The sequence below is a fragment of the Nocardioides sp. genome (assembly GCF_030655615.1).
In the GTDB taxonomy this organism is placed as follows: Bacteria; Actinomycetota; Actinomycetes; order Propionibacteriales; family Nocardioidaceae; genus Nocardioides.
This window is the reverse complement of sequence record NZ_JAURVJ010000163.1, coordinates 1-17100: the sequence shown is the minus strand read 5'-3', so window position 1 is coordinate 17100 and position 17100 is coordinate 1. Positions and strand designations below refer to the sequence as shown.

The window sequence follows — 17100 nt, the reverse complement described above, 5'->3', positions numbered from 1 at the left end:
TACGGCGCGGGGAGAAGTAGTCACATCGGGCCTGCCCCGGCAGCGTCGACGGGCCTAGGTTGACGGCCGTGACGGGTGAGCAGCGCTGGCCGAGCTATGAGCCGAAGCCCGCACGGCGCGAGCCCGAGGAGGCCCCACCGCCTCCGGTGACGCCCGAGCCGCTCACCCGTGTCCCGCGCCGTCGGGTCAACCCGACCAAGGCGATCCTCCTCGGCGTCGTCCCCCTGCTGGTCGTCGGCGGCATCGTCGTGGCGATCGTGTCGGCGGCCGACGACGACGGCGTGCCCGGCTTCGGCAAGCCCGACGCGCTCTCGAGCACGGGGCTCGACCAGCTGCGCGCCGACGTCGAGGAGCGCAGCGGCGGCACCGAGGTGTTCCGGGCCGTGATCTACCCGGAGTACGCCGTCGTCGACGTCCCGGTCGACCCCACCAGCCTGCGCCAGGAGTCGCTGTACTGGGACGGCGACCTCGACGACTTCGGCGGCAAGGGCTCCGCCAGCTCGGTCCGCGTCGACCTGGCCGACGTGGACGCCGAGGTCGTGGCCGCGGCCCTCGAGCTGGCCGGGAGCCTCGTCGAGGACCCGACGACCCGCTACGTGGTCATCGACGGTCCTTCCACGTCGTCCGACGGACCCGACGCAGAGGCGACGATCGCGGCCTACGTCACCAACGAGTACAGCGAGTCCGGCCACGTCGAGCTCGACCTCGACGGCACCGAGGTCAGCCGCTACGTCAGCGGCCAGTGATCAGTCGCGCGTCAGGCGGCGGTGCGTGACGCGGTGGGGACGGGCGGCCTCGATGCCGAGGCGCTCGATCTTGTTCTCCTCGTAGGAGGCGTAGTTGCCCTCGAACCAGTACCAGTTGGCCGGGTCGTCGGCGTCGCCCTCCCACGCGAGGATGTGGGTGACGACTCGGTCGAGGAACCACCGGTCGTGCGAGGTGACCACGGCGCAGCCGGGGATCTCGAGCAGGGCGTCCTCGAGCGACGACAGGGTCTCGACGTCGAGGTCGTTGGTGGGCTCGTCGAGGAGCAGCAGGTTGCCGCCCATCTTGAGCGTCAGCGCCAGGTTGAGGCGGTTGCGCTCGCCACCGGACAGGACGCCGGCCTTCTTCTGCTGGTCGGGGCCCTTGAAGCCGAACGACGCGTCGTAGGCCCGCGAGTTCATCTCGAAGTTGGCGACCTTGATGAAGTCGAGCCCGTCGGAGACGACCTCCCACACGTTCTTCTGGGGGTCGATGCCACCGCGGCTCTGGTCGACGTAGGAGATCTTGACCGTGGTGCCGACCTTGAGCGAGCCCTTGTCGGGGTCCTCCTGGTCGGTGATCATCCGGAACAGCGTGGTCTTGCCGACGCCGTTGGGCCCGATGACGCCGACGATGCCCGCGCGCGGCAGCGTGAACGTCAGGTCGTCGATGAGCACCCGGCCGTCGAAGCCCTTGCCGAGGTGCTCGGCCTCGAGCACGATGTCGCCGAGCCGGGGGCCGGCCGGGATGTTGATCTCGGAGGTGTCGATCTTGCGGTCGCGGTCGGCCGCGGCGGCCATCTCCTCGTAGCGCGCGAGGCGCGAACGGCTCTTGGTCTGGCGGGCCTTGGCGTTGGACCGCACCCACTCGAGCTCGCGCTCGAGCATCTTGGCGCGCTTGACGTCCTTCTGGCCCTCGATCTTGAGGCGTTCCTTCTTGGTCTCGAGGTAGGTCGTGTAGTTGCCCTCGTAGGGGTGGGCCGAGCCGCGGTCGAGCTCGAGGATCCACTCGGCGACGTTGTCGAGGAAGTAGCGGTCGTGGGTGATGGCCAGGACGGCGCCCGGGTAGGTCTTGAGGTGGCCCTCGAGCCACTGGACCGACTCGGCGTCGAGGTGGTTGGTGGGCTCGTCGAGGAGCAGCAGGCTCGGCTGCTGGAGCAGCAGCTTGCACAGCGCCACGCGGCGGCGCTCACCACCGGACAGGTTGTCGACGAGGGCGTCGGGCGGCGGGCAGCGCAGCGCGTCCATGGCCTGGTCGAGCCGGCTGTCGAGGTCGTAGGCGTTGGCGGCGTCGAGCTCGTTCTGGAGGTTGCCGGACTCCTCGCCGAGCTTGTCGAAGTCGGCGTCGGGCTCGCCCATCGCGGCGTAGAGCTCCTCGAGGCGCGCCATCTTGGCCTTGATCTCGGACACGGCCTCCTCGACGTTCTCGAGCACCGTCTTGCCCTCGGTCAGCGGCGGCTCCTGCTGGAGCATGCCGACGGTCGCACTCGGGTCGAGGATCGCGTCGCCGTTGTTGGCGTGGTCGAGCCCCGCCATGATCCGGAGCAGCGACGACTTGCCGGTGCCGTTGGGGCCGACGACGCCGATCTTGGCGCCGTTGAGGAACGAGAGGGTGACGTTGTTGAGAACGACCTTGTCACCGTGGGCCTTGCGCACGTTGCGCAGGGTGAAGACATATTCCGCCATGGTGCACGAGCCTAGTCACCGAACGGGCGTCGCGCCCGTGGGGGGTGAGGGGGACCACGCCCCCGGTCGCCTCGGCGGCTCACGCGGCCGGTGCCTCGACCCGCGCGGGCTTGAGCTCCACCGGCGCCTGCGGCCGGTGGAACGTCGAGGTGCCCCGGCTCAGGTCGTGCCCGATCGTGACGGCCTCGACCTGGACGTCGAGGGTCTCGACGCCGGCCTTGTTGACGTAGGTGCGCATGTCGACCCGGCCGTGGACGACGACCGCGTCACCGCGGTGCAGCGACATCGCGCAGTTCTCGGCCAGCCAGCGCCAGGCGGTGACGGAGTACCACTGGGTCGGCCCGTCGGACCACTCGTTGTTCTTGCGGTCGAAGCGCCGCGGCGTGCACGCCACCCGGAAGTTGGCCACCGGTGCCCCGCCCGCGTCGCGGAGGACCACGTCGTTGCCGACCCGGCCCTGCAGGGTCACCGTCGTCTCGTTGTACATCTCGCATCTCCTTGCCTCGTGGTGCGCCCACGGTGGGCGCAGGCACGAGCCAAGGCGGCGCCGCCGACGGTCCTGGCCCCGCGCCGGACGCCTGTGGAAGACCGGGCGGAGAGGGCCGCCTGTGGACGACTCCTGGTCATTTCCACAGGCCGACGGCGCCGACGCAGGCCCACGACGACGACGGCTACGACGACGGCTGCCGGTAGGTCGCCAGCAGCACGCCCGACGTGGTCGCCGTGCACTCGACCAGCTGGAGCCCTCGTGGCTCGGGGTCCGGACCGAAGAGCCGCTGCCCCGACCCCAGCACGACCGGGTGGATCATCAGCAGCAGCTCGTCGACGAGACCGAGCGGCAGCAACGACCGGACCAGCTCGCCACTGCCCAGCACCACGAGGGTGCCGCCGCGCTGCTCGCGCAGCGCCGCCACCGCCGCGGGCACGTCACCGCTGAGCACCGTCGAGTGGGGCCAGAGCAGCTCGGCGTCGGGGTCGGACGTGGCGACGTACTTGGTGGTCTCGTTGAGGCCGTCGCGGAACGGCCCGCCGATCTCGTTCCAGTGCCGGAGCATGTCCTCATAGCTGCGGCGGCCGAACAGCCACGCGAACCCGTCGCCCATCCGCGCCCCCATCGCCCGGGCGATGGCCGGGTCGGCGCCGGCGGCGGCGGCCCAGCCGCCGTGGCGGAAGCCGTTGCGGGTGTCCTCCTGGGGCCTTCCCGGACCCTGCAGGACACCGTCGAGCGAGACATGGTTGACGACGAGCACGCGCATGCCAGGAGAGACCCGGCCCGCGACCCGGACTCATCGGCCAGGGCCCAGGAGTCCTCGGGCGTGTCGCCCTAGTCGCGCAACACGGTCGCGACGTTGCTCCGCACGGTGGAGTACGCCGCCAGCTCAGCCGTCACCGGGGCGACGACGAGCTCGGCCGCGACGTCGTGCACCGCACCGCGCAGCCGGCGTTCGGCGACTGCCGCCCGGGTGCGGGCGGTGCCGGCCACGAGCGCCCGGCAGACGAGGGCGAGCAGCACGCCCAGCAGGATCCCGCCGACGAGCATCAGCAGCGGCAGGGGCATCCCGGCGACCTGAGGGGCCTCCTCGGAGAGGTTGCCGCCGATGACGAGCAGTGCGCTCCAGAGCCCGCCGACGAGGGCGACGAGGATGAGCGCCCACTGCAGCACCCGCACCAGGCCGGCCCAGACCGGGAGCTTGTCGACCCCGAGGTCGGTGGCGGCCAGCGCACGGTCGAGACGGTCGGCCACCTCGGGCAGCCGCGACGTGGAGGCACGGCGCACGGAGTCGACCCACGACGGCCCCAGGCCCGACGACGCGTCGTCGGCCAGGGCGCGCACCTCGCTGTCGACGCGAGCACGCTGGACGGGCGAGGTCTCGGGCAGCCGCGGGCGCTGGGCCCCGGACAGCTCCGCACCGGCCGAGCCGAGGTTGAGCTGGAGCCGCTTGAGCGGGTCGGGCTTGAGCCGCGAGACCCAGGAGACGACGGGCCAGGTGGTGGCGCGACCGGCGCGCAGCCGGGTCGAGCGCTCGACGGCGTCGACCACCACGGGCACCCCGGCGGCGTCGGCGAAGGCCGTCTCGAGCTCGGCGACCCGGGCCGACGACAGCTCGCGGGGCGAGCCGGTGCCGCCGGCCTCGTCGAGCGCGCCGGCGGCTGAGCGCAGGTCGGCCTCGAGCCGCTGGCGGGTGAGCTTCTTGGCCGCGACCCGTGACGCGATCTCGGCGCGGAGCCCGTCGATGCCGATGCCGGCCCGGGCGCTGACGGCGAAGACCGGCACCGAGGCGAGCCCGTCGAGGTCGAGCAGGCGGCGCACGTCGTCGACCATCGACTGGCGACGGTCCTCGGGCACGGTGTCGATGTGGTTGAGCACGACGACCATGACGCCGGCGTGGGACGCGAGCGGGGCGAGGTAGCGGTCGTGGATGGCGGCGTCGGCGTACTTCTGCGGGTCGAGCACCCACACCAGCAGGTCGGCGAGCACCACGAGCCGGTCGACCTCGAGGTGGTGGCTGACCTCGGTGGAGTCGTGGTCGGGCAGGTCCATCAGCACGACGCCGTCGAGCTCGCGGTCGGCGCGCCCGGCGGCCGTGGGGTCGCGGCTGCTGTCGAGCAGCGAGTCGCGCATCGTCTGGTGGCGCGGCGGGATGCCGAGCCAGTCGAGCAGCTCCTCGGCGCCGGTCTTGCCCCAGATGCAGGCGGTCGCCCACGACGTCGTGGGACGGCGTACGCCGGTCGACGAGAGCTCGAGGCCGGTGAGGGCGTTGAAGGTCGACGACTTGCCCGAGCCGGTCGCGCCGGCGATGGCGACCACCGTGTGGTCGGCCGAGAGCCGCAGCCGTCCGGCGGCGCGGGCGGCGATCGTCTCGGCCTGGTCGACGGCCTCGTCGTCGACCCGGCCACGGGCCGCCGCGGCAGCGGTCTCGAGCGCCTCGATGCGCGCGCCGAGGTCGGTGCCGCGCGTGACGAGCTTGCGGGCGCCTTCGAGCAGTGAGCTCACGTGTCGTCTCCAGGGTCACCAGCACGCGCCTTGTAGCGCAGGTCGTCGACGCGCCGGGCGGCCTCGCGCAGCGCCTCTGCCGCGTCGGGTCGCAGCGCCAGTGCGTCGATCCGGGAAAGATAGCGGGCCCGCTCGTCGACGAGGAGGGCGGTGATGCGCTGCTCGAGCGAGCGGCGCGCGCGCTCGGCCAGGGTGCGCACGGCCTGGTCGCCGAAGACGGCCTCGAGGAGCTTCTGACCGAGCACCGCGGAGCCACCGGCGACGCCGGCCTCGGCGCCGGTCACGCCGGCGGTGTGGGCGAAGACGACGACCATCAGCGCCACCGACAGCCCGTTGACGCCGAACGCCAGGAAGCGTGCGGTCGTCCGCTTGTCGGCGCCCTCGGTGCGCACCATCTCGAGCACGTCGGCCTGCCACTCACGGACCATCCGCTCGGTCCGGCGGCGCAGGTCGCGCGACGCGCGGCCGAGGTCGCCCGGCGCCTCCTCGAGGAGCCCGGCCCCGGCGGGCTGCTGCGCCCACGCGGTGTAGGCGCGCTCGGCGGCGGCCTCGGCGTGCTCGAGCACCAGCGTCTCGAGCCCGGACTCGACGGCGACGGTGACGCGCTCGGCCTGCTGGGGCTTGCCCTTGATGGCGTTGACCAGGCGGTCACGCAGGCCACCGACGCGGGTCTCGAGCGAGCGCAGCAGCTCGCCGGTGCCGACGAACTCCTGCCAGCGCGCCAGCACCTCGCCGCGCAGCAGGGTGCCGTCGGCGGTGGCCGCGGCGACGTCGGCGACGGCGGCGTCGTAGGCCTGGTCGACGTCGGCCTTGAGCTTGATGGCGATCTGGGTCTGGGCGGCACAGGCGTCGGCGACCGGGTAGGCGCGCTGGGTGATAGCGCGTACGGCGCCGTCGAGCGTCTGGCGGACCACGACGGTCCGCGCGTCGACGTCGTCGGCCAGCGACTCGAGCCAGGTCCTGACCTCGGCGACGTGGTGGGCGGCGAGCAGCCCCTCCTCGTCGACCTTGCCCTCGGTGACGACGAACAGCGGCGAGTCCTTGAGCCCGCGGCTGGCGAGCATCCGCGCGAGGTGGGTCGAGACCGTCTGGATGGCCTCGTCGGGGGTGCGGTCGAGGATGATCGCGACCGCGGTGGACCGCTCGGCGGCCTGCTTGAGGAAGCCCCACGGCACCTGGTCGGCGTACCTCGCCGCCGAGGTGACGAACAGCCACAGGTCGGCCGCGGCGAGCAGCTGGGCTGCGAGGAGGCGGTTGCGCTCCTCGACCGAGTCGACGTCGGGCGCGTCGAGGATCGCGAGCCCCGCGGGGATGGCGGCCGACGACACCAGCTGCAGGGAGTCGGGGTCGTCGGTCGTGTGCTGGACGCGGACGAGGTCGGGCAGCAGCCGGTCCTGGCCGAACCAGTGCGCGTCGTCGGGGTGGTGGACGAGCACCGGCGAGCGCGTCGTCGGCCGCAGCACGCCCGACGTCGTGACCCGCTCCCCCACGAGCGAGTTGACCAGCGTCGACTTGCCGGCGCCGGTCGAGCCGCCGACGACCGCGAGGAGCGGCGCGTCGAGCGTCATCAGCCGCGGGATGACGTAGTCCTCGAGCTGGTCGACCATGGCGCCGCGCGACGCGCGCAGCTCGTCGGACCCGGGGAGGTCGAGGGGGAGCTCGGCGACGCCGAGGGCCTGGCGCAGCTGCACCAGGGCCGTGGCCATCCGGTCCTCGTCGGCGGACGGCGTGGTCGGGCCTCGGGACGACGCGGTGCCCGTGGTGGACGTGGCGGCCTTGTCGGCCTTATCGGCCTGGTCGGGCTTGGACAGCTCGGGTGGCGGGACGTTCATGCGGTGGGGACCACCTGTCCGGGGAACGCGACGTGCGGCCGGACCTCGCGGATGCGGGCGACGTGGAGCGCGCCGCGCTCCTGCCAGTCGGCGGGCGCGGTGCCGCGCAGCAGCCGGTGGTGGAGGAAGCCGAGCTCGATGAGGGCCTGCTGGTAGTCGGCCATCGCACGGGCGGCCGGCTTGCCGCCGGTGCGCTCGGCGTGGACGCGGGCCGCCCGGCGGGCGCGCAGGTCGACGACCCAGCCGATGTCGGTGGCCGGGATCAGCTGGCGGTGGGCGGCGTCCTGCAGGGCGGCGGTGAGCATGGTGGCCTCGGAACGGCGGGCCCACAGGGCCAGGGCGAGGAGACCGCCGAGGGCCGGCAGCATCAGGACGACGTAGACGATCCCGAAGCCGGCGACGCCGAACACGGTCGATCCGTTCCAGAGTCCGTGGGCCAGCACAGCCACCACGTAGCCACCCACGGGGGCGAGCATGCGCACCGAGCGGCTCCGGGATCCGACGGCGATGCCGATGCCGATGCCCGTGAAGGCGGTGAAGAGGGGGTGGGCGAAGGGGCTGAACACGCAGCGGAGCACGAACGTGGACGTCACGCCGGCGATGCCGCCGGGGCCCATCCCGTCGGTGCCGTCGTAGGCGGCGGAGAGGTAGAGGATGTTCTCGGTGAATGCGAACCCGATGCCGATCATCCCGGCGTAGACGATGCCGTCGAGGATGCCGTCGAGCTCGTGACGGCGCCACCACAGCAGGAGCAGCAGGAAGAAGCCCTTGGCGGCCTCCTCGGTCACGGGTGCGACCACGGCGAGGGAGACCTCGTCGGTGACCGGGACGAACAGGCCGCCGACGCCGCCGACGAGGATCGCGATCGCGGTGGCCGCGCACGCCCCCCACAGCATGGCGTTGACGAGCAGCCCCGTGGGCTCGGGCTCGTAGCGGTCGAGCCAGAGGTACGCCGCCACGAGGGGCACCACGGGCAGGGCCGCCAGCAGCGTCGCGACGAAGGTCACCGCGGGTGCGCCGGAGAGGGCCAGCACGGCCAGCATCATCAGGGCACCGACGACCACCGCCACGGTCACGACGACCGTGAACGTGACGCTGTCGAGACGGCGGCCGGGCACGGGGGGAGCCTATCGGCAGCGGGTCCGGCGCCTCGGCCGTGGCCGTGCCCCCGAGCGTAGAGTGCCGTGGGTGAGCGACGAGACGACCCCCGGTCCAGGCGCAGAGGACACCGAGTTCAAGACCGAGTCGCACGACCCGGCCGTGCCCGAGGCCTACTCCGCGTTCATGCGCACCGGCTGGGACGACACCGAGGCCGTCGTACCCGCGGGCAGCTTCGCCGACCGCACCGCCGCGCGGCGCGCCCGCCTCGCGGCGATGTTCCCCGGCGAGCGGCTGGTGCTGCCCGGCGGTGGCCACAAGGTGCGGTCCTACGACACCGACTACCGGTTCCGCGTCGACACCGCCCACACCTACTTCACCGGCAACCAGACCAGCGACGCCGTCCTCGTCATCGACGACGGCGAGGCCGTCCTCTACGCGCGGCCGCGCTCGGGTCGCGACACCGACGAGTTCTTCCGCGATCGCGCCTACGGCCAGCTCTGGGTCGGCAAGCGGCCGTCGCTGGGCGAGATGTCGTCGGCGCTGGGGCTGCCCGTCCGCCACGTCGACCGCCTCCAGGACGCGCTCTCGGGCTCCGGCAAGACCCGCGTCCACCGGGGCGTCTCGCTCGAGGTCGACCGCCAGGTCGCCGCCGACGAGACCCTCGACCGCGACTTCGCCCGGGTGGTCTCCGAGATGCGACTGGTCAAGGACGACTGGGAGGTCGACCAGCTGCAGGAGGCCTGCGACATCACGACGCTCGGCTTCGGCGACTCCGTCGCCGAGTGGGACCGCGTCCTCGAGTTCGGCGAGCGCTGGATCGAGGGCACGTTCTTCCGTCGCGCCCGCGCGATGGGCAACGACATCGGCTACGACTCGATCGTGGGCGGCGGGTCCCACGCGACCACGCTGCACTGGATCGACAACGACGGCCCGATCACGCCCGGCACGATGGTGCTGCTCGACATGGGGGTCGAGGGCCGTCACCTCTACACCGCCGACGTCACGCGCACCCTCCCCGTCGACGGCCGCTACACGTCGCTGCAGCGCGACCTCTACGACCTCGTCCTGCAGGCCCAGGACGCCGGCATCGCCGCGTGCCTGCCGGGCCTCCCCTTCACCGGCACCCACGAGGCGTCGATGACGGTGCTGGCGCACGGGCTCGACGCGATGGGCCTGCTGCCCGTCTCGGCCGAGGAGGCCCTCGACCCCGAGTCCAAGGTCTACAGCCGCTGGACCCTCCACGGCACGAGCCACATGCTCGGCCTCGACGTCCACGACTGCGGCCAGGCCGCCCCCGAGGCCTACAAGGGCGCCGACCTCGAGACCGGCATGGTCCTGACCGTCGAGCCCGGCCTCTACTTCCAGGAGGACGATCTGCTGGTCCCCCAGGAGCTGCGCGGCATCGGCATCCGGATCGAGGACGACATCCTCGTGACCGCCGACGGACCCCGCAACCTGTCGGCGTCGCTCCCCCGCACGACCGCCGACGTCGAGGCCTGGATGGACCAGCAGCGGCGCTGACGGCCCGGCCCACTGGTCTGGTCCGGCCCGAATTGCCCTGACCCGCACCCCTCGCAGCGCCTAGTCTCCGGCGCGTGACCAACCTCCCCTCCCTCCGCCGACGTACGACGGCCGCTTCCGTCGCCCTGCTCCTCGGGCTCACCCTCGCCGCGTGCGGCGGGAGCGACGACTCCGACGACGAGACCAGCGACGAGCCGTCGTCGCGTACCACCGAGACCGAGACGACCCCCGACGAGCCCACGTCGGAGGTGACCGAGGAGACCTCGGAGCCCGCCGTCCCGACCGAGGACGAGATCGCGGCGGCGCTGCTGACCGCCGCCGACCTCCCCGAGGGCTTCACGGCCCAGCCCGACGACGGCGACGACGACGAGGACGAGGACAGCTTCGAGGGCACCTGCCTGGCCGACATCGGCGAGTTCAGCGACGCCCTGGGCTTCGAGCCCGACGCCGAGTCCGAGGTCGACCTCGTCGCCGAGAGCCAGACCGGCCAGAGCTCGGTCACGTCCCAGATCGAGGCCTACTCCGACCCGGCCACGGTGGCCCCCGCCTTCGCCGAGTTCACCGACGGCCTCGGCTCCTGCACCTCGGTGGAGACCACCGACCCGGACGGCGTGATGTACAGCCTCGAGATCAGCTACGACGACACCGTCGACCTGCCCGACGCCGAGGACCAGCTACGCATCCAGATGACGGGCACCATCGCCGCAGGCGGTGAGAGCTATGACGTCGTCTACCGATTCGTCGTCGCCCTCACCGGGCCGTTCATCTCGATCGTCGGCGCCTACTCGCTCGGCGAGGACGCCACCGGCGTCGTCGACGGCATCGACGACCTCGCCACCCTCCAGGCCGGACGCGTCGCCGAGCTCGGCTGACCTATCCTGGGGCATCCCGCCTCCGTAGCTCAGCTGGATAGAGCAACGGCCTTCTAATCCGTTGGTCGCAGGTTCGAGTCCTGCCGGGGGCACCCAGCACGCCGTGGGCCGGACGTGGCACGATGGTGGCCATCGAAGGGGAGTAGTTCCCGTCACCGCCTCGCCCGGCAGCACCCCAGCACCACCAGGGCAGGCGCGGAGGTACGTCGACATACCGGTGGGCAACCACCCGGCGTACCGCCCGGCCCCGGCCGGGTGAGCGAGACCTTCGGCACTCACGTGCCGAGGTCTCACATTTCCCGCGAGGCCCGGCCGCCACGGCTCCGGAAGGCCTCCACGATGTCCCTCACCACCCTGTTCCTCATCGCTCTCGGCGTCTCGGCCGACGCCTTCGCGGTCGCGCTCGGCAAGGGTCTGACGACTCGTCGGCTCCGGCCGGGCTACGCCGTCGCGCTGGCCCTCACCTTCGGGCTGTTCCAGGCCGGTATGCCAGTGCTCGGCTGGCTGCTCGGCATCGGGCTGCGCGACTACGTCACCGAGGTCGACCACTGGATCGCGTTCGTGCTGCTGGGCCTGATCGGCGTCAACATGATCCGTGAGGCGCTCTCCGACGACGAGGACGAGGAGGGCGACGACGGCCGGATCCCGCTCCGCGAGCTCCTCGTGCTGGGCGTGGCGACCAGCATCGACGCGCTCGCCGTCGGGATCACCCTGGCGTTCGTCGACGTCTCGATCGTCGGGGCCGCCGCGCTGATCGGCGTCGTCACGTTCGCGCTGTCGCTGGTCGGCGTCTACCTCGGCCACCGCGCCGGCGCCCGGTTCCGCGGGCCGGCCGAGGTCGTCGGTGGGCTCATCCTGATCGGCATCGGCACCAAGATCCTGCTCGACCACCTCGGCGTGCTCTGACGCCGCTCCAGGGACACCCTGCCCGGAGGTACTAGGACCACCGGACATCTGGGAACCCGGACCCGACCAGGCCTTGACTGGTGATCGCACCGCAACGGTGCCACCACACAGTCCTGGGAGGGACCCCCACCATGCACAAGATCCGCATCGCAGCAGTCGCCCTCGCGACGGCCGCCCTGCTCGCCCCCGCGGCCGGCGCCGCCCACGCCAAGGGCGGGGACGACGGCGGCAGCGACGACAACGGCGGCGGCGGCACCGCCGCCTCAGCGGGCAACTACGCCGTGACCGTCAACGGGACGACGTACGACCCGGCCCCGGGCAAGGACGTCAAGGTCAAGGACCTCACCGTGCGCGGCGTCGTCAAGGTCACCGGCACGCACACCTCGTTCACCATCGACCCGGCCACGCTGGGCGTCACCGACTACACGCTCACCGGCGCCCCGTCGCCCGAGCGGATGGTCACCAGCCCGACCGTCGTGTTCGCGTCCAAGACGCCGGTGCTGACCGCGGCCCAGCTGCGCACCCCGGTGCTCAAGCAGCTCGAGGTCCGCGACGGCACGCTCGTCGCGATCTTCGGGACCACCGCGGGCAAGCTCAAGATCCAGGCCAAGGACGCTCCACAGGGCGGCATCTTCCAGATGGAGCCGGAGTTCGCGGGCAACGTCGAGCTGGTGCACACGCTCGGCCCCGGCCTCTTCTACTTCGTCAACAGCTTCACCGGCAAGATCAACTTCGGCAACGGCGTCGACGCCGTCGCGACCGGCGCCGGCGCGCACCGGATGCTGCTCGGCAAGGACAGCCCGCAGGTCGCCACCAAGCTCTTCCAGGACGGCCGGACCACGCGCTGGTCCGTCGCACCCGGTGGCCGCCTCGGCGGCGTGCTCGGCGAGGACGCGATCGAGCTCTCGCAGGGCGCGACCAGCTGCACGAGCCAGTGCCAGGCGCAGAACCAGATCCACGGCTCCCTGCCGGTGCCGCCGGACCCGGTCGACCCGACCCCGCTCCCCTGACCCCAGCACCATCCCGCTCCACTCGTCGAAGGAGAAGCACCATGAAGCACGTCAGGTACGCCGCCGCAGCCGCCCTCACCGTCGGCCTCGTCACCACCGGAGCCTCGGTCGCTCCCGCCCACGCCAGTCACGGTGGGGGCGGTGACCGGGTCACCCACAACGGCGCCTGCGAGGGCGGCGCGCGCTGGAAGATCAAGGCCAAGGAGGACGACGGCCGCATCGAGGTCGAGGCCGAGATCGACAGCAACCGCTCGGGCCAGCGGTGGACCTGGGTGCTCGCGCACAACGGCTCGCGCTCCGCCCACGGCAACGCCCGTACGGCGGGTCGCAGCGGCTCGTTCTCGGTCGAGCGCAAGCTCGTCGACGCGCGCGGCGCCGACGCGTTCACCTTCCGCGCCACGCACGGCGACCAGGTCTGCGTCGCCAAGGTCCGCTGGACCGCATGAGCCCGACGACAGGCATGATCGACGGGAGATGACCCTCCCCCGACGCCTCGTGAGCAGCCCGGTGGCCCAGTTCCTGGCCGCCGGGCTGCTCGTGGTCGTCGTCCTGGTCGTCGTCACGACCCTGCTCGGCCAGCGCGCGGCGCGCGACGAGGCCCTCTCCGACGCCCGGGAGGTGACCGGCGTGCTGGCCCACTCCGTCGCCGAGCGGTCGATCCCCGCCGGCCTCGTCGACGGCGACCCGGGGGCGGTCGACCGCTTCGACCGGCAGGTCTTGCCGCGACTCGTCGTCGGCGACGTACGCCGCGTCAAGATCTGGAACCGCGACGGGACCGTCGTCTGGTCCGACGAGGCCCGCCTGGTCGGCGACACCTTCGGCCTCGACGAGGAGGAGCTCGACGTGCTCGACGACGGCGGCACCGACGCCGAGGTCTCCGACCTGTCCGAGCCCGAGAACAGGTACGAGGCCGACGGCGGCAGCCTGGTCGAGGTCTACACGCGCATCGAGTCCCCCGAGGGCGAGCCGCTGCTGTTCGAGGCCTACTTCGACGCCGACGAGATCGACGACCGCCAGGCCGAGCTGGTCGCGCCGTTCCGCACCATCACCGTCGGCTCGCTGCTCGTCCTCGTCGTGGTCGCGACGCCGCTGCTGCTCGTGCTGACCCGTCGCCTCAACCGCGCCGCCGAGGAACGCGAGCGGCTCCTCGTCGACGCGGCGGACGCCTCCGACGCCGAGCGTCGCCGGATCGCCCGCGACCTGCACGACGGCGTCGTCCAGGACCTCGCCGGGACGACGTTCGCCCTGTCGGCCCTGGCCCGCACCGCGGGCGACCCCGCCGAGCGACGCCAGCTGACCGAGGCGAGCGAGAGCCTGCGCTCGACGATGCGCAGCCTGCGCTCGTTGCTCGTCGAGATCCACCCGCCCGGCCTGACCGCCGACGAGCTGCCCGCCGCGCTGCACGACCTCACCGCCGGTGCCGGCGACGGAGGTGTCGACGTCACGGTCGACGTCGAGCCCCTCGACGGCGTGGCCGACGAGACGGTCGCCCTCGCGTGGCGCGTCGCGCAGGAGGCCATCCGCAACACGTTCCGCCACGCCCACGCCCGGCGGCTCGACGTCCACGTGCGCTGCCAGGACGGGATGCTCGTCCTCACCGTCGCCGACGACGGCATCGGCTTCGACCCGGCCCGCGTGCGCGGCAGCTCCTACGGCCTGCGAGGGCTGACCAGCCTGACCCGCGACCAGGGCGGCCGGCTCGAGGTCACCTCGGCGCCCGGCTCCGGCACCGTCGTCCGGCTCGAGGTCGCGCCGTGACCGCCGCCGGGAGCGCTGTCGTCCGTGTCGTGCTGGTCGACGACCACGCGCTGGTGCGCGGCGGCCTGGCCCAGCTGCTCGACGGCGTCGACGACATCGAGGTCGTCGGACAGGCCGCCGGCGGCGAGGAGGCGATGACGGTCGTGGCCGAGACCGCCCCCGACGTCGTCGTGATGGACCTGCAGATGCCCGGTGTCGACGGTGTCACCGCGACCCGTCGGCTCGTGGCCGACCACCCCGGCACCCAGGTGCTGGTGCTGACGTCGTACTCCGACGCGGAGCGGATCGTCGCCGCCCTCGACGCCGGCGCCGTCGGCTACCTGCTCAAGGACGCCGACCCCGACGACGTCATCGAGGGCGTGCGCGCGGTCAGCCGCGGCGAGTCCCCCATCCACCCCCGCGCCGCCCGGTCGCTGCTCACCGCGCGACGCTCCGCGCCGACTCCTCTCGAGCTGACGCCGCGTGAGACCGAGGTGCTGACGCTCGTCCGCGCCGGGATGGCCAACAAGCAGATCGCCCGCCGGCTCGGCATCTCCGAGCGGACCGTCAAGTCCCACCTGACCTCGACGTTCGCCCGGATCGGTGTTCAGGACCGTACCCAGGCCGCGGTGTGGGCCGAGCGCAACGGCGTCGGCGACTGAGGTCGCTGCTAGTTGAGGTGCCAGATGGCGGCGTTGAGCGCGGTCGCGAAGGCGACCCACCCGGCGTACGGCAGCATCAGCAGCGCCGCCGCCCGCCGCCGCGTCCAGAACAGGACGATCGTGGCCACGACGGCCGCGAGCAGGACGACGATCTCGACCAGGGCCAGGCCGTAGCGGTCGGCGCCGAAGAAGAGCGGGGTCCACGCGGCGTTGAGGACCAGCTGGACGGCCCAGACGGTGAGCGAGCGGTCCCAGCCGACGACGCGCCAGGTGAGCCAGCCGGCGACGGCGATCATCACGTAGAGCACCGTCCACACCGGTCCGAACACCGAGCTGGGCGGGGCGAACGGCGGCAGGTCGAGGGCGGCGTACGTCGACCCCGCCGACGCCGCAGCCACGCCACCGAGGCCGGCGGCGACGGCCACCGCCGCGAGGAACCCGAGCAGCACGAGCCACGGGCTCGCGGTCGGTGGGGCGGTCCGGGCCGGGGCGTGCGCGCTCATGGCTCCATGCTGCCGTGGCCCGCCCGGCGCGCCTCCACCGCCACGGGTGGCCGCTGCGTTGTGATGGTCGTGGCCCCGCGGAGTATGAGTCCGCGGGGCCCAAAGCTTTTTCAGCCGACGTGGTCGGCGATCTCGTCGTGCAGCCGTGCCTTGATCTCGTCGGACGCGAACGACGCCGCGACGCCCGCCCGGGCCAGGTGGGCGAGGCCGTGCTCGTCGAGGTCGAGCAGGTCGGCCGCGATCTCGTACTCGCGGTTGAGGGTCGTGCCGAACATCGGCGGGTCGTCGGAGTTGATCGTCACCACGACCCCGGCCTCGACGAACTGCCGCAGCGGGTGCTCGGCCAGCGTCGCGACCGCACGCGTGGCGATGTTGGACGACGGGCAGACCTCGAGCGGGATCGCCCGGTCGGCGAGGTGGGCGAGCAGGGCGGGGTCGGCGGCCGCCGACGTCCCGTGACCGATCCGCTCGGCCCCGAGCAGCCGCAGCGCGTCCCAGATCGTCTCGGGCCCGGTCGTCTCGCCGGCGTGCGGCACCGAGTGCAGGCCCGCGGCGCGCGCGGTGTCGAAGTGCGGCGCGAACTGCGGCCGCGGCACCCCGATCTCGGGTCCGCCGAGCCCGAACCCGACCAGCGCGTCGGTGCGGTGCTCCAGCGCGTAGGTCAGCGTCGCGTCGGCCGCCGGGATGCCGCTCTCGCCCGGGATGTCGTAGATCCAGCGCATCACCAGCCCGAAGTCGCGCTCGGCCGCCACCCGCGCGTCCTCGATCGCCTCGGTGTAGCCCTCGATCGCGATCCCCGCCAGCACCGAGGTGTACGGCGTGCAGGTCAGCTCGGCGTAGCGCACGGCCTGGGTGGTCGCCAGCTCCCGCGCGACCTCGTAGGTCAGGTAGCGCACGTCGTCAGGCGTCCGGATCAGCCCGACCACCGACAGGTAGACCTCGATGAAGTGCGCGAAGTCGCGGAACTCGTAGAACGCCCGCAGTGCCTCGTCGTCCGTCGGCACGGTGCCCGGGTGCCGCTCGGCCAGCTCCTGCACGATCCGCATCGACGCGGACCCCACGTGGTGCACGTGCAGCTCGGCCTTGGGCAGTCCGGCGATGAACTCGGCATGGCGATGGGTCATCCCGCGGATGCTGCCAGCGCGGGCCGCCCTGGTGCCACTTCCGGCCGCCCCACCCGATCTGCCCGCCGCCACGGTGGTCGAGCCGCAGGGACGAAGTCACTGCGCGTCGAGACCCCGCAGCCGGCACGCCGGACCCGACCACACGGAGGTCGAGGAGGCCGCCCCACCCGTCACCAGACCCTCGTCCGCCGCCTCGAACGCACCATCGAATTGTCGGTGGTCGCCTCTAGAATCAGACCATGCCCAGCACCCGCCGGACCACCACAACTGCGAGCAGCGACCCGCTGCTCGAGTCGGTCCGAGGTGCCTGCGTCGAGACCAGCAAGGCCGAGGTCAACAAGCTCAACGCGGTCCTGGACTGGGCCTCGGTCAACGGCGCTGACGCCGCCGAGACCGCCGACCTGCTGG

Annotated in this window: 16 protein-coding genes and 1 tRNA gene; 9 read left to right on the top strand and 8 right to left on the bottom strand. The window is 72.6% G+C overall.

Going from position 1 to position 17100, the window contains the following annotated elements:
• The first annotated feature begins 68 nt into the window (after window positions 1-68).
• Entirely contained in the window at window positions 69-746 is a 678-nt protein-coding gene (locus Q7T52_RS13590; protein WP_304803348.1) for a hypothetical protein, read from the top strand.
• On the opposite strand, the gene ettA is transcribed toward Q7T52_RS13590, so the two are convergent.
• From ettA to Q7T52_RS13560, 6 genes are all read right to left on the bottom strand, one after another.
• Window positions 747-2429, bottom strand: a complete 1683-nt coding sequence (gene ettA, locus Q7T52_RS13585) for an energy-dependent translational throttle protein EttA (protein ID WP_304803346.1) — start codon at window positions 2427-2429, stop codon at window positions 747-749.
• A gap of 79 nt (window positions 2430-2508) precedes the next feature.
• Window positions 2509-2916 carry a single-stranded DNA-binding protein gene (locus Q7T52_RS13580; RefSeq protein WP_304803344.1) on the bottom strand — a complete coding sequence of 136 codons (408 nt, stop codon included), beginning with the start codon at window positions 2914-2916 and terminating at the stop codon, window positions 2509-2511.
• Window positions 2917-3100: 184 nt separating this feature from the next.
• Window positions 3101-3685 (bottom strand): dihydrofolate reductase family protein, encoded by a 585-nt coding sequence (locus Q7T52_RS13575; protein WP_304803342.1) that lies wholly within the window; start codon window positions 3683-3685, stop codon window positions 3101-3103.
• Window positions 3686-3753: 68 nt separating this feature from the next.
• Complete coding sequence (locus Q7T52_RS13570) at window positions 3754-5424, bottom strand: GTPase (protein WP_304803340.1); 1671 nt, start codon at window positions 5422-5424, stop codon at window positions 3754-3756.
• Window positions 5421-7256: a dynamin family protein gene (locus tag Q7T52_RS13565; protein WP_304803338.1), complete on the bottom strand. Its 1836-nt coding sequence runs from the start codon at window positions 7254-7256 to the stop codon at window positions 5421-5423. The genes Q7T52_RS13570 and Q7T52_RS13565 overlap by 4 nt, the downstream gene beginning before the upstream one ends.
• A complete protein-coding gene (locus Q7T52_RS13560) occupies window positions 7253-8374 on the bottom strand; it encodes a PrsW family intramembrane metalloprotease (RefSeq protein ID WP_304803336.1) in 1122 nt (373 codons plus the stop codon). Before Q7T52_RS13560 ends, Q7T52_RS13565 begins: the two co-directional genes overlap by 4 nt.
• Before the next feature lie 70 nt (window positions 8375-8444).
• Here Q7T52_RS13560 and Q7T52_RS13555 point away from each other — a divergent pair, with 70 nt between their 5' ends.
• The 8 genes from Q7T52_RS13555 (at window position 8445) to Q7T52_RS13520 (ending at window position 15065) form a co-directional block, all read left to right on the top strand.
• Window positions 8445-9878, top strand: coding sequence for an aminopeptidase P family protein (locus Q7T52_RS13555; protein ID WP_304803334.1), 1434 nt, complete (start codon window positions 8445-8447; stop codon window positions 9876-9878).
• Between the two features lie 74 nt (window positions 9879-9952).
• Window positions 9953-10750 (top strand): hypothetical protein, encoded by a 798-nt coding sequence (locus Q7T52_RS13550; RefSeq protein WP_304803332.1) that lies wholly within the window; start codon window positions 9953-9955, stop codon window positions 10748-10750.
• A gap of 18 nt (window positions 10751-10768) precedes the next feature.
• Window positions 10769-10842: transfer RNA gene (locus tag Q7T52_RS13545), tRNA-Arg, on the top strand.
• A gap of 247 nt (window positions 10843-11089) precedes the next feature.
• On the top strand, window positions 11090-11656 hold the full coding sequence (locus tag Q7T52_RS13540) for a manganese efflux pump MntP family protein (protein WP_304803330.1): 567 nt from the start codon (window positions 11090-11092) through the stop codon (window positions 11654-11656).
• Window positions 11657-11787: 131 nt separating this feature from the next.
• Complete coding sequence (locus tag Q7T52_RS13535) at window positions 11788-12666, top strand: hypothetical protein (RefSeq protein ID WP_304803329.1); 879 nt, start codon at window positions 11788-11790, stop codon at window positions 12664-12666.
• A 41-nt stretch (window positions 12667-12707) separates the two neighbouring features.
• Window positions 12708-13112 carry a hypothetical protein gene (locus Q7T52_RS13530; protein WP_304803327.1) on the top strand — a complete coding sequence of 135 codons (405 nt, stop codon included), beginning with the start codon at window positions 12708-12710 and terminating at the stop codon, window positions 13110-13112.
• Between the two features lie 28 nt (window positions 13113-13140).
• Window positions 13141-14424, top strand: coding sequence for a sensor histidine kinase (locus Q7T52_RS13525; RefSeq protein WP_304803325.1), 1284 nt, complete (start codon window positions 13141-13143; stop codon window positions 14422-14424).
• Window positions 14421-15065, top strand: a complete 645-nt coding sequence (locus Q7T52_RS13520; RefSeq protein WP_304803324.1) for a response regulator transcription factor — start codon at window positions 14421-14423, stop codon at window positions 15063-15065. Before Q7T52_RS13525 ends, Q7T52_RS13520 begins: the two co-directional genes overlap by 4 nt.
• Before the next feature lie 8 nt (window positions 15066-15073).
• On the opposite strand, the gene Q7T52_RS13515 is transcribed toward Q7T52_RS13520, so the two are convergent.
• Both Q7T52_RS13515 and Q7T52_RS13510 read right to left on the bottom strand, forming a co-directional pair.
• Window positions 15074-15568: a TspO/MBR family protein gene (locus Q7T52_RS13515; protein ID WP_304803322.1), complete on the bottom strand. Its 495-nt coding sequence runs from the start codon at window positions 15566-15568 to the stop codon at window positions 15074-15076.
• Window positions 15569-15678: 110 nt separating this feature from the next.
• The gene (locus tag Q7T52_RS13510; protein WP_304803320.1) at window positions 15679-16692 is read right to left on the bottom strand and encodes an adenosine deaminase; all 1014 of its coding nucleotides are present in this window, start codon (window positions 16690-16692) and stop codon (window positions 15679-15681) included.
• Window positions 16693-17100 lie beyond the last annotated feature (408 nt).

What these genes read in the sequence shown, in the direction of transcription:
- ettA (WP_304803346.1), bottom strand. Translation starts at nt 2,429, where the DNA reads ATGGCGGAATATGTCTTCACCCTGCGCAACGTGCGCAAGGCCCACGGT.
- Q7T52_RS13580 (WP_304803344.1), bottom strand. Translation starts at nt 2,916, where the DNA reads ATGTACAACGAGACGACGGTGACCCTGCAGGGCCGGGTCGGCAACGAC.
- Q7T52_RS13575 (WP_304803342.1), bottom strand. Translation starts at nt 3,685, where the DNA reads ATGCGCGTGCTCGTCGTCAACCATGTCTCGCTCGACGGTGTCCTGCAG.
- Q7T52_RS13565 (WP_304803338.1), bottom strand. Translation starts at nt 7,256, where the DNA reads ATGAACGTCCCGCCACCCGAGCTGTCCAAGCCCGACCAGGCCGATAAG.
- Q7T52_RS13540 (WP_304803330.1), top strand. Translation starts at nt 11,090, where the DNA reads ATGTCCCTCACCACCCTGTTCCTCATCGCTCTCGGCGTCTCGGCCGAC.
- Q7T52_RS13535 (WP_304803329.1), top strand. Translation starts at nt 11,788, where the DNA reads ATGCACAAGATCCGCATCGCAGCAGTCGCCCTCGCGACGGCCGCCCTG.
- Q7T52_RS13530 (WP_304803327.1), top strand. Translation starts at nt 12,708, where the DNA reads ATGAAGCACGTCAGGTACGCCGCCGCAGCCGCCCTCACCGTCGGCCTC.
- Q7T52_RS13525 (WP_304803325.1), top strand. Translation starts at nt 13,141, where the DNA reads ATGACCCTCCCCCGACGCCTCGTGAGCAGCCCGGTGGCCCAGTTCCTG.
- Q7T52_RS13515 (WP_304803322.1), bottom strand. Translation starts at nt 15,568, where the DNA reads ATGAGCGCGCACGCCCCGGCCCGGACCGCCCCACCGACCGCGAGCCCG.
- Q7T52_RS13510 (WP_304803320.1), bottom strand. Translation starts at nt 16,692, where the DNA reads ATGACCCATCGCCATGCCGAGTTCATCGCCGGACTGCCCAAGGCCGAG.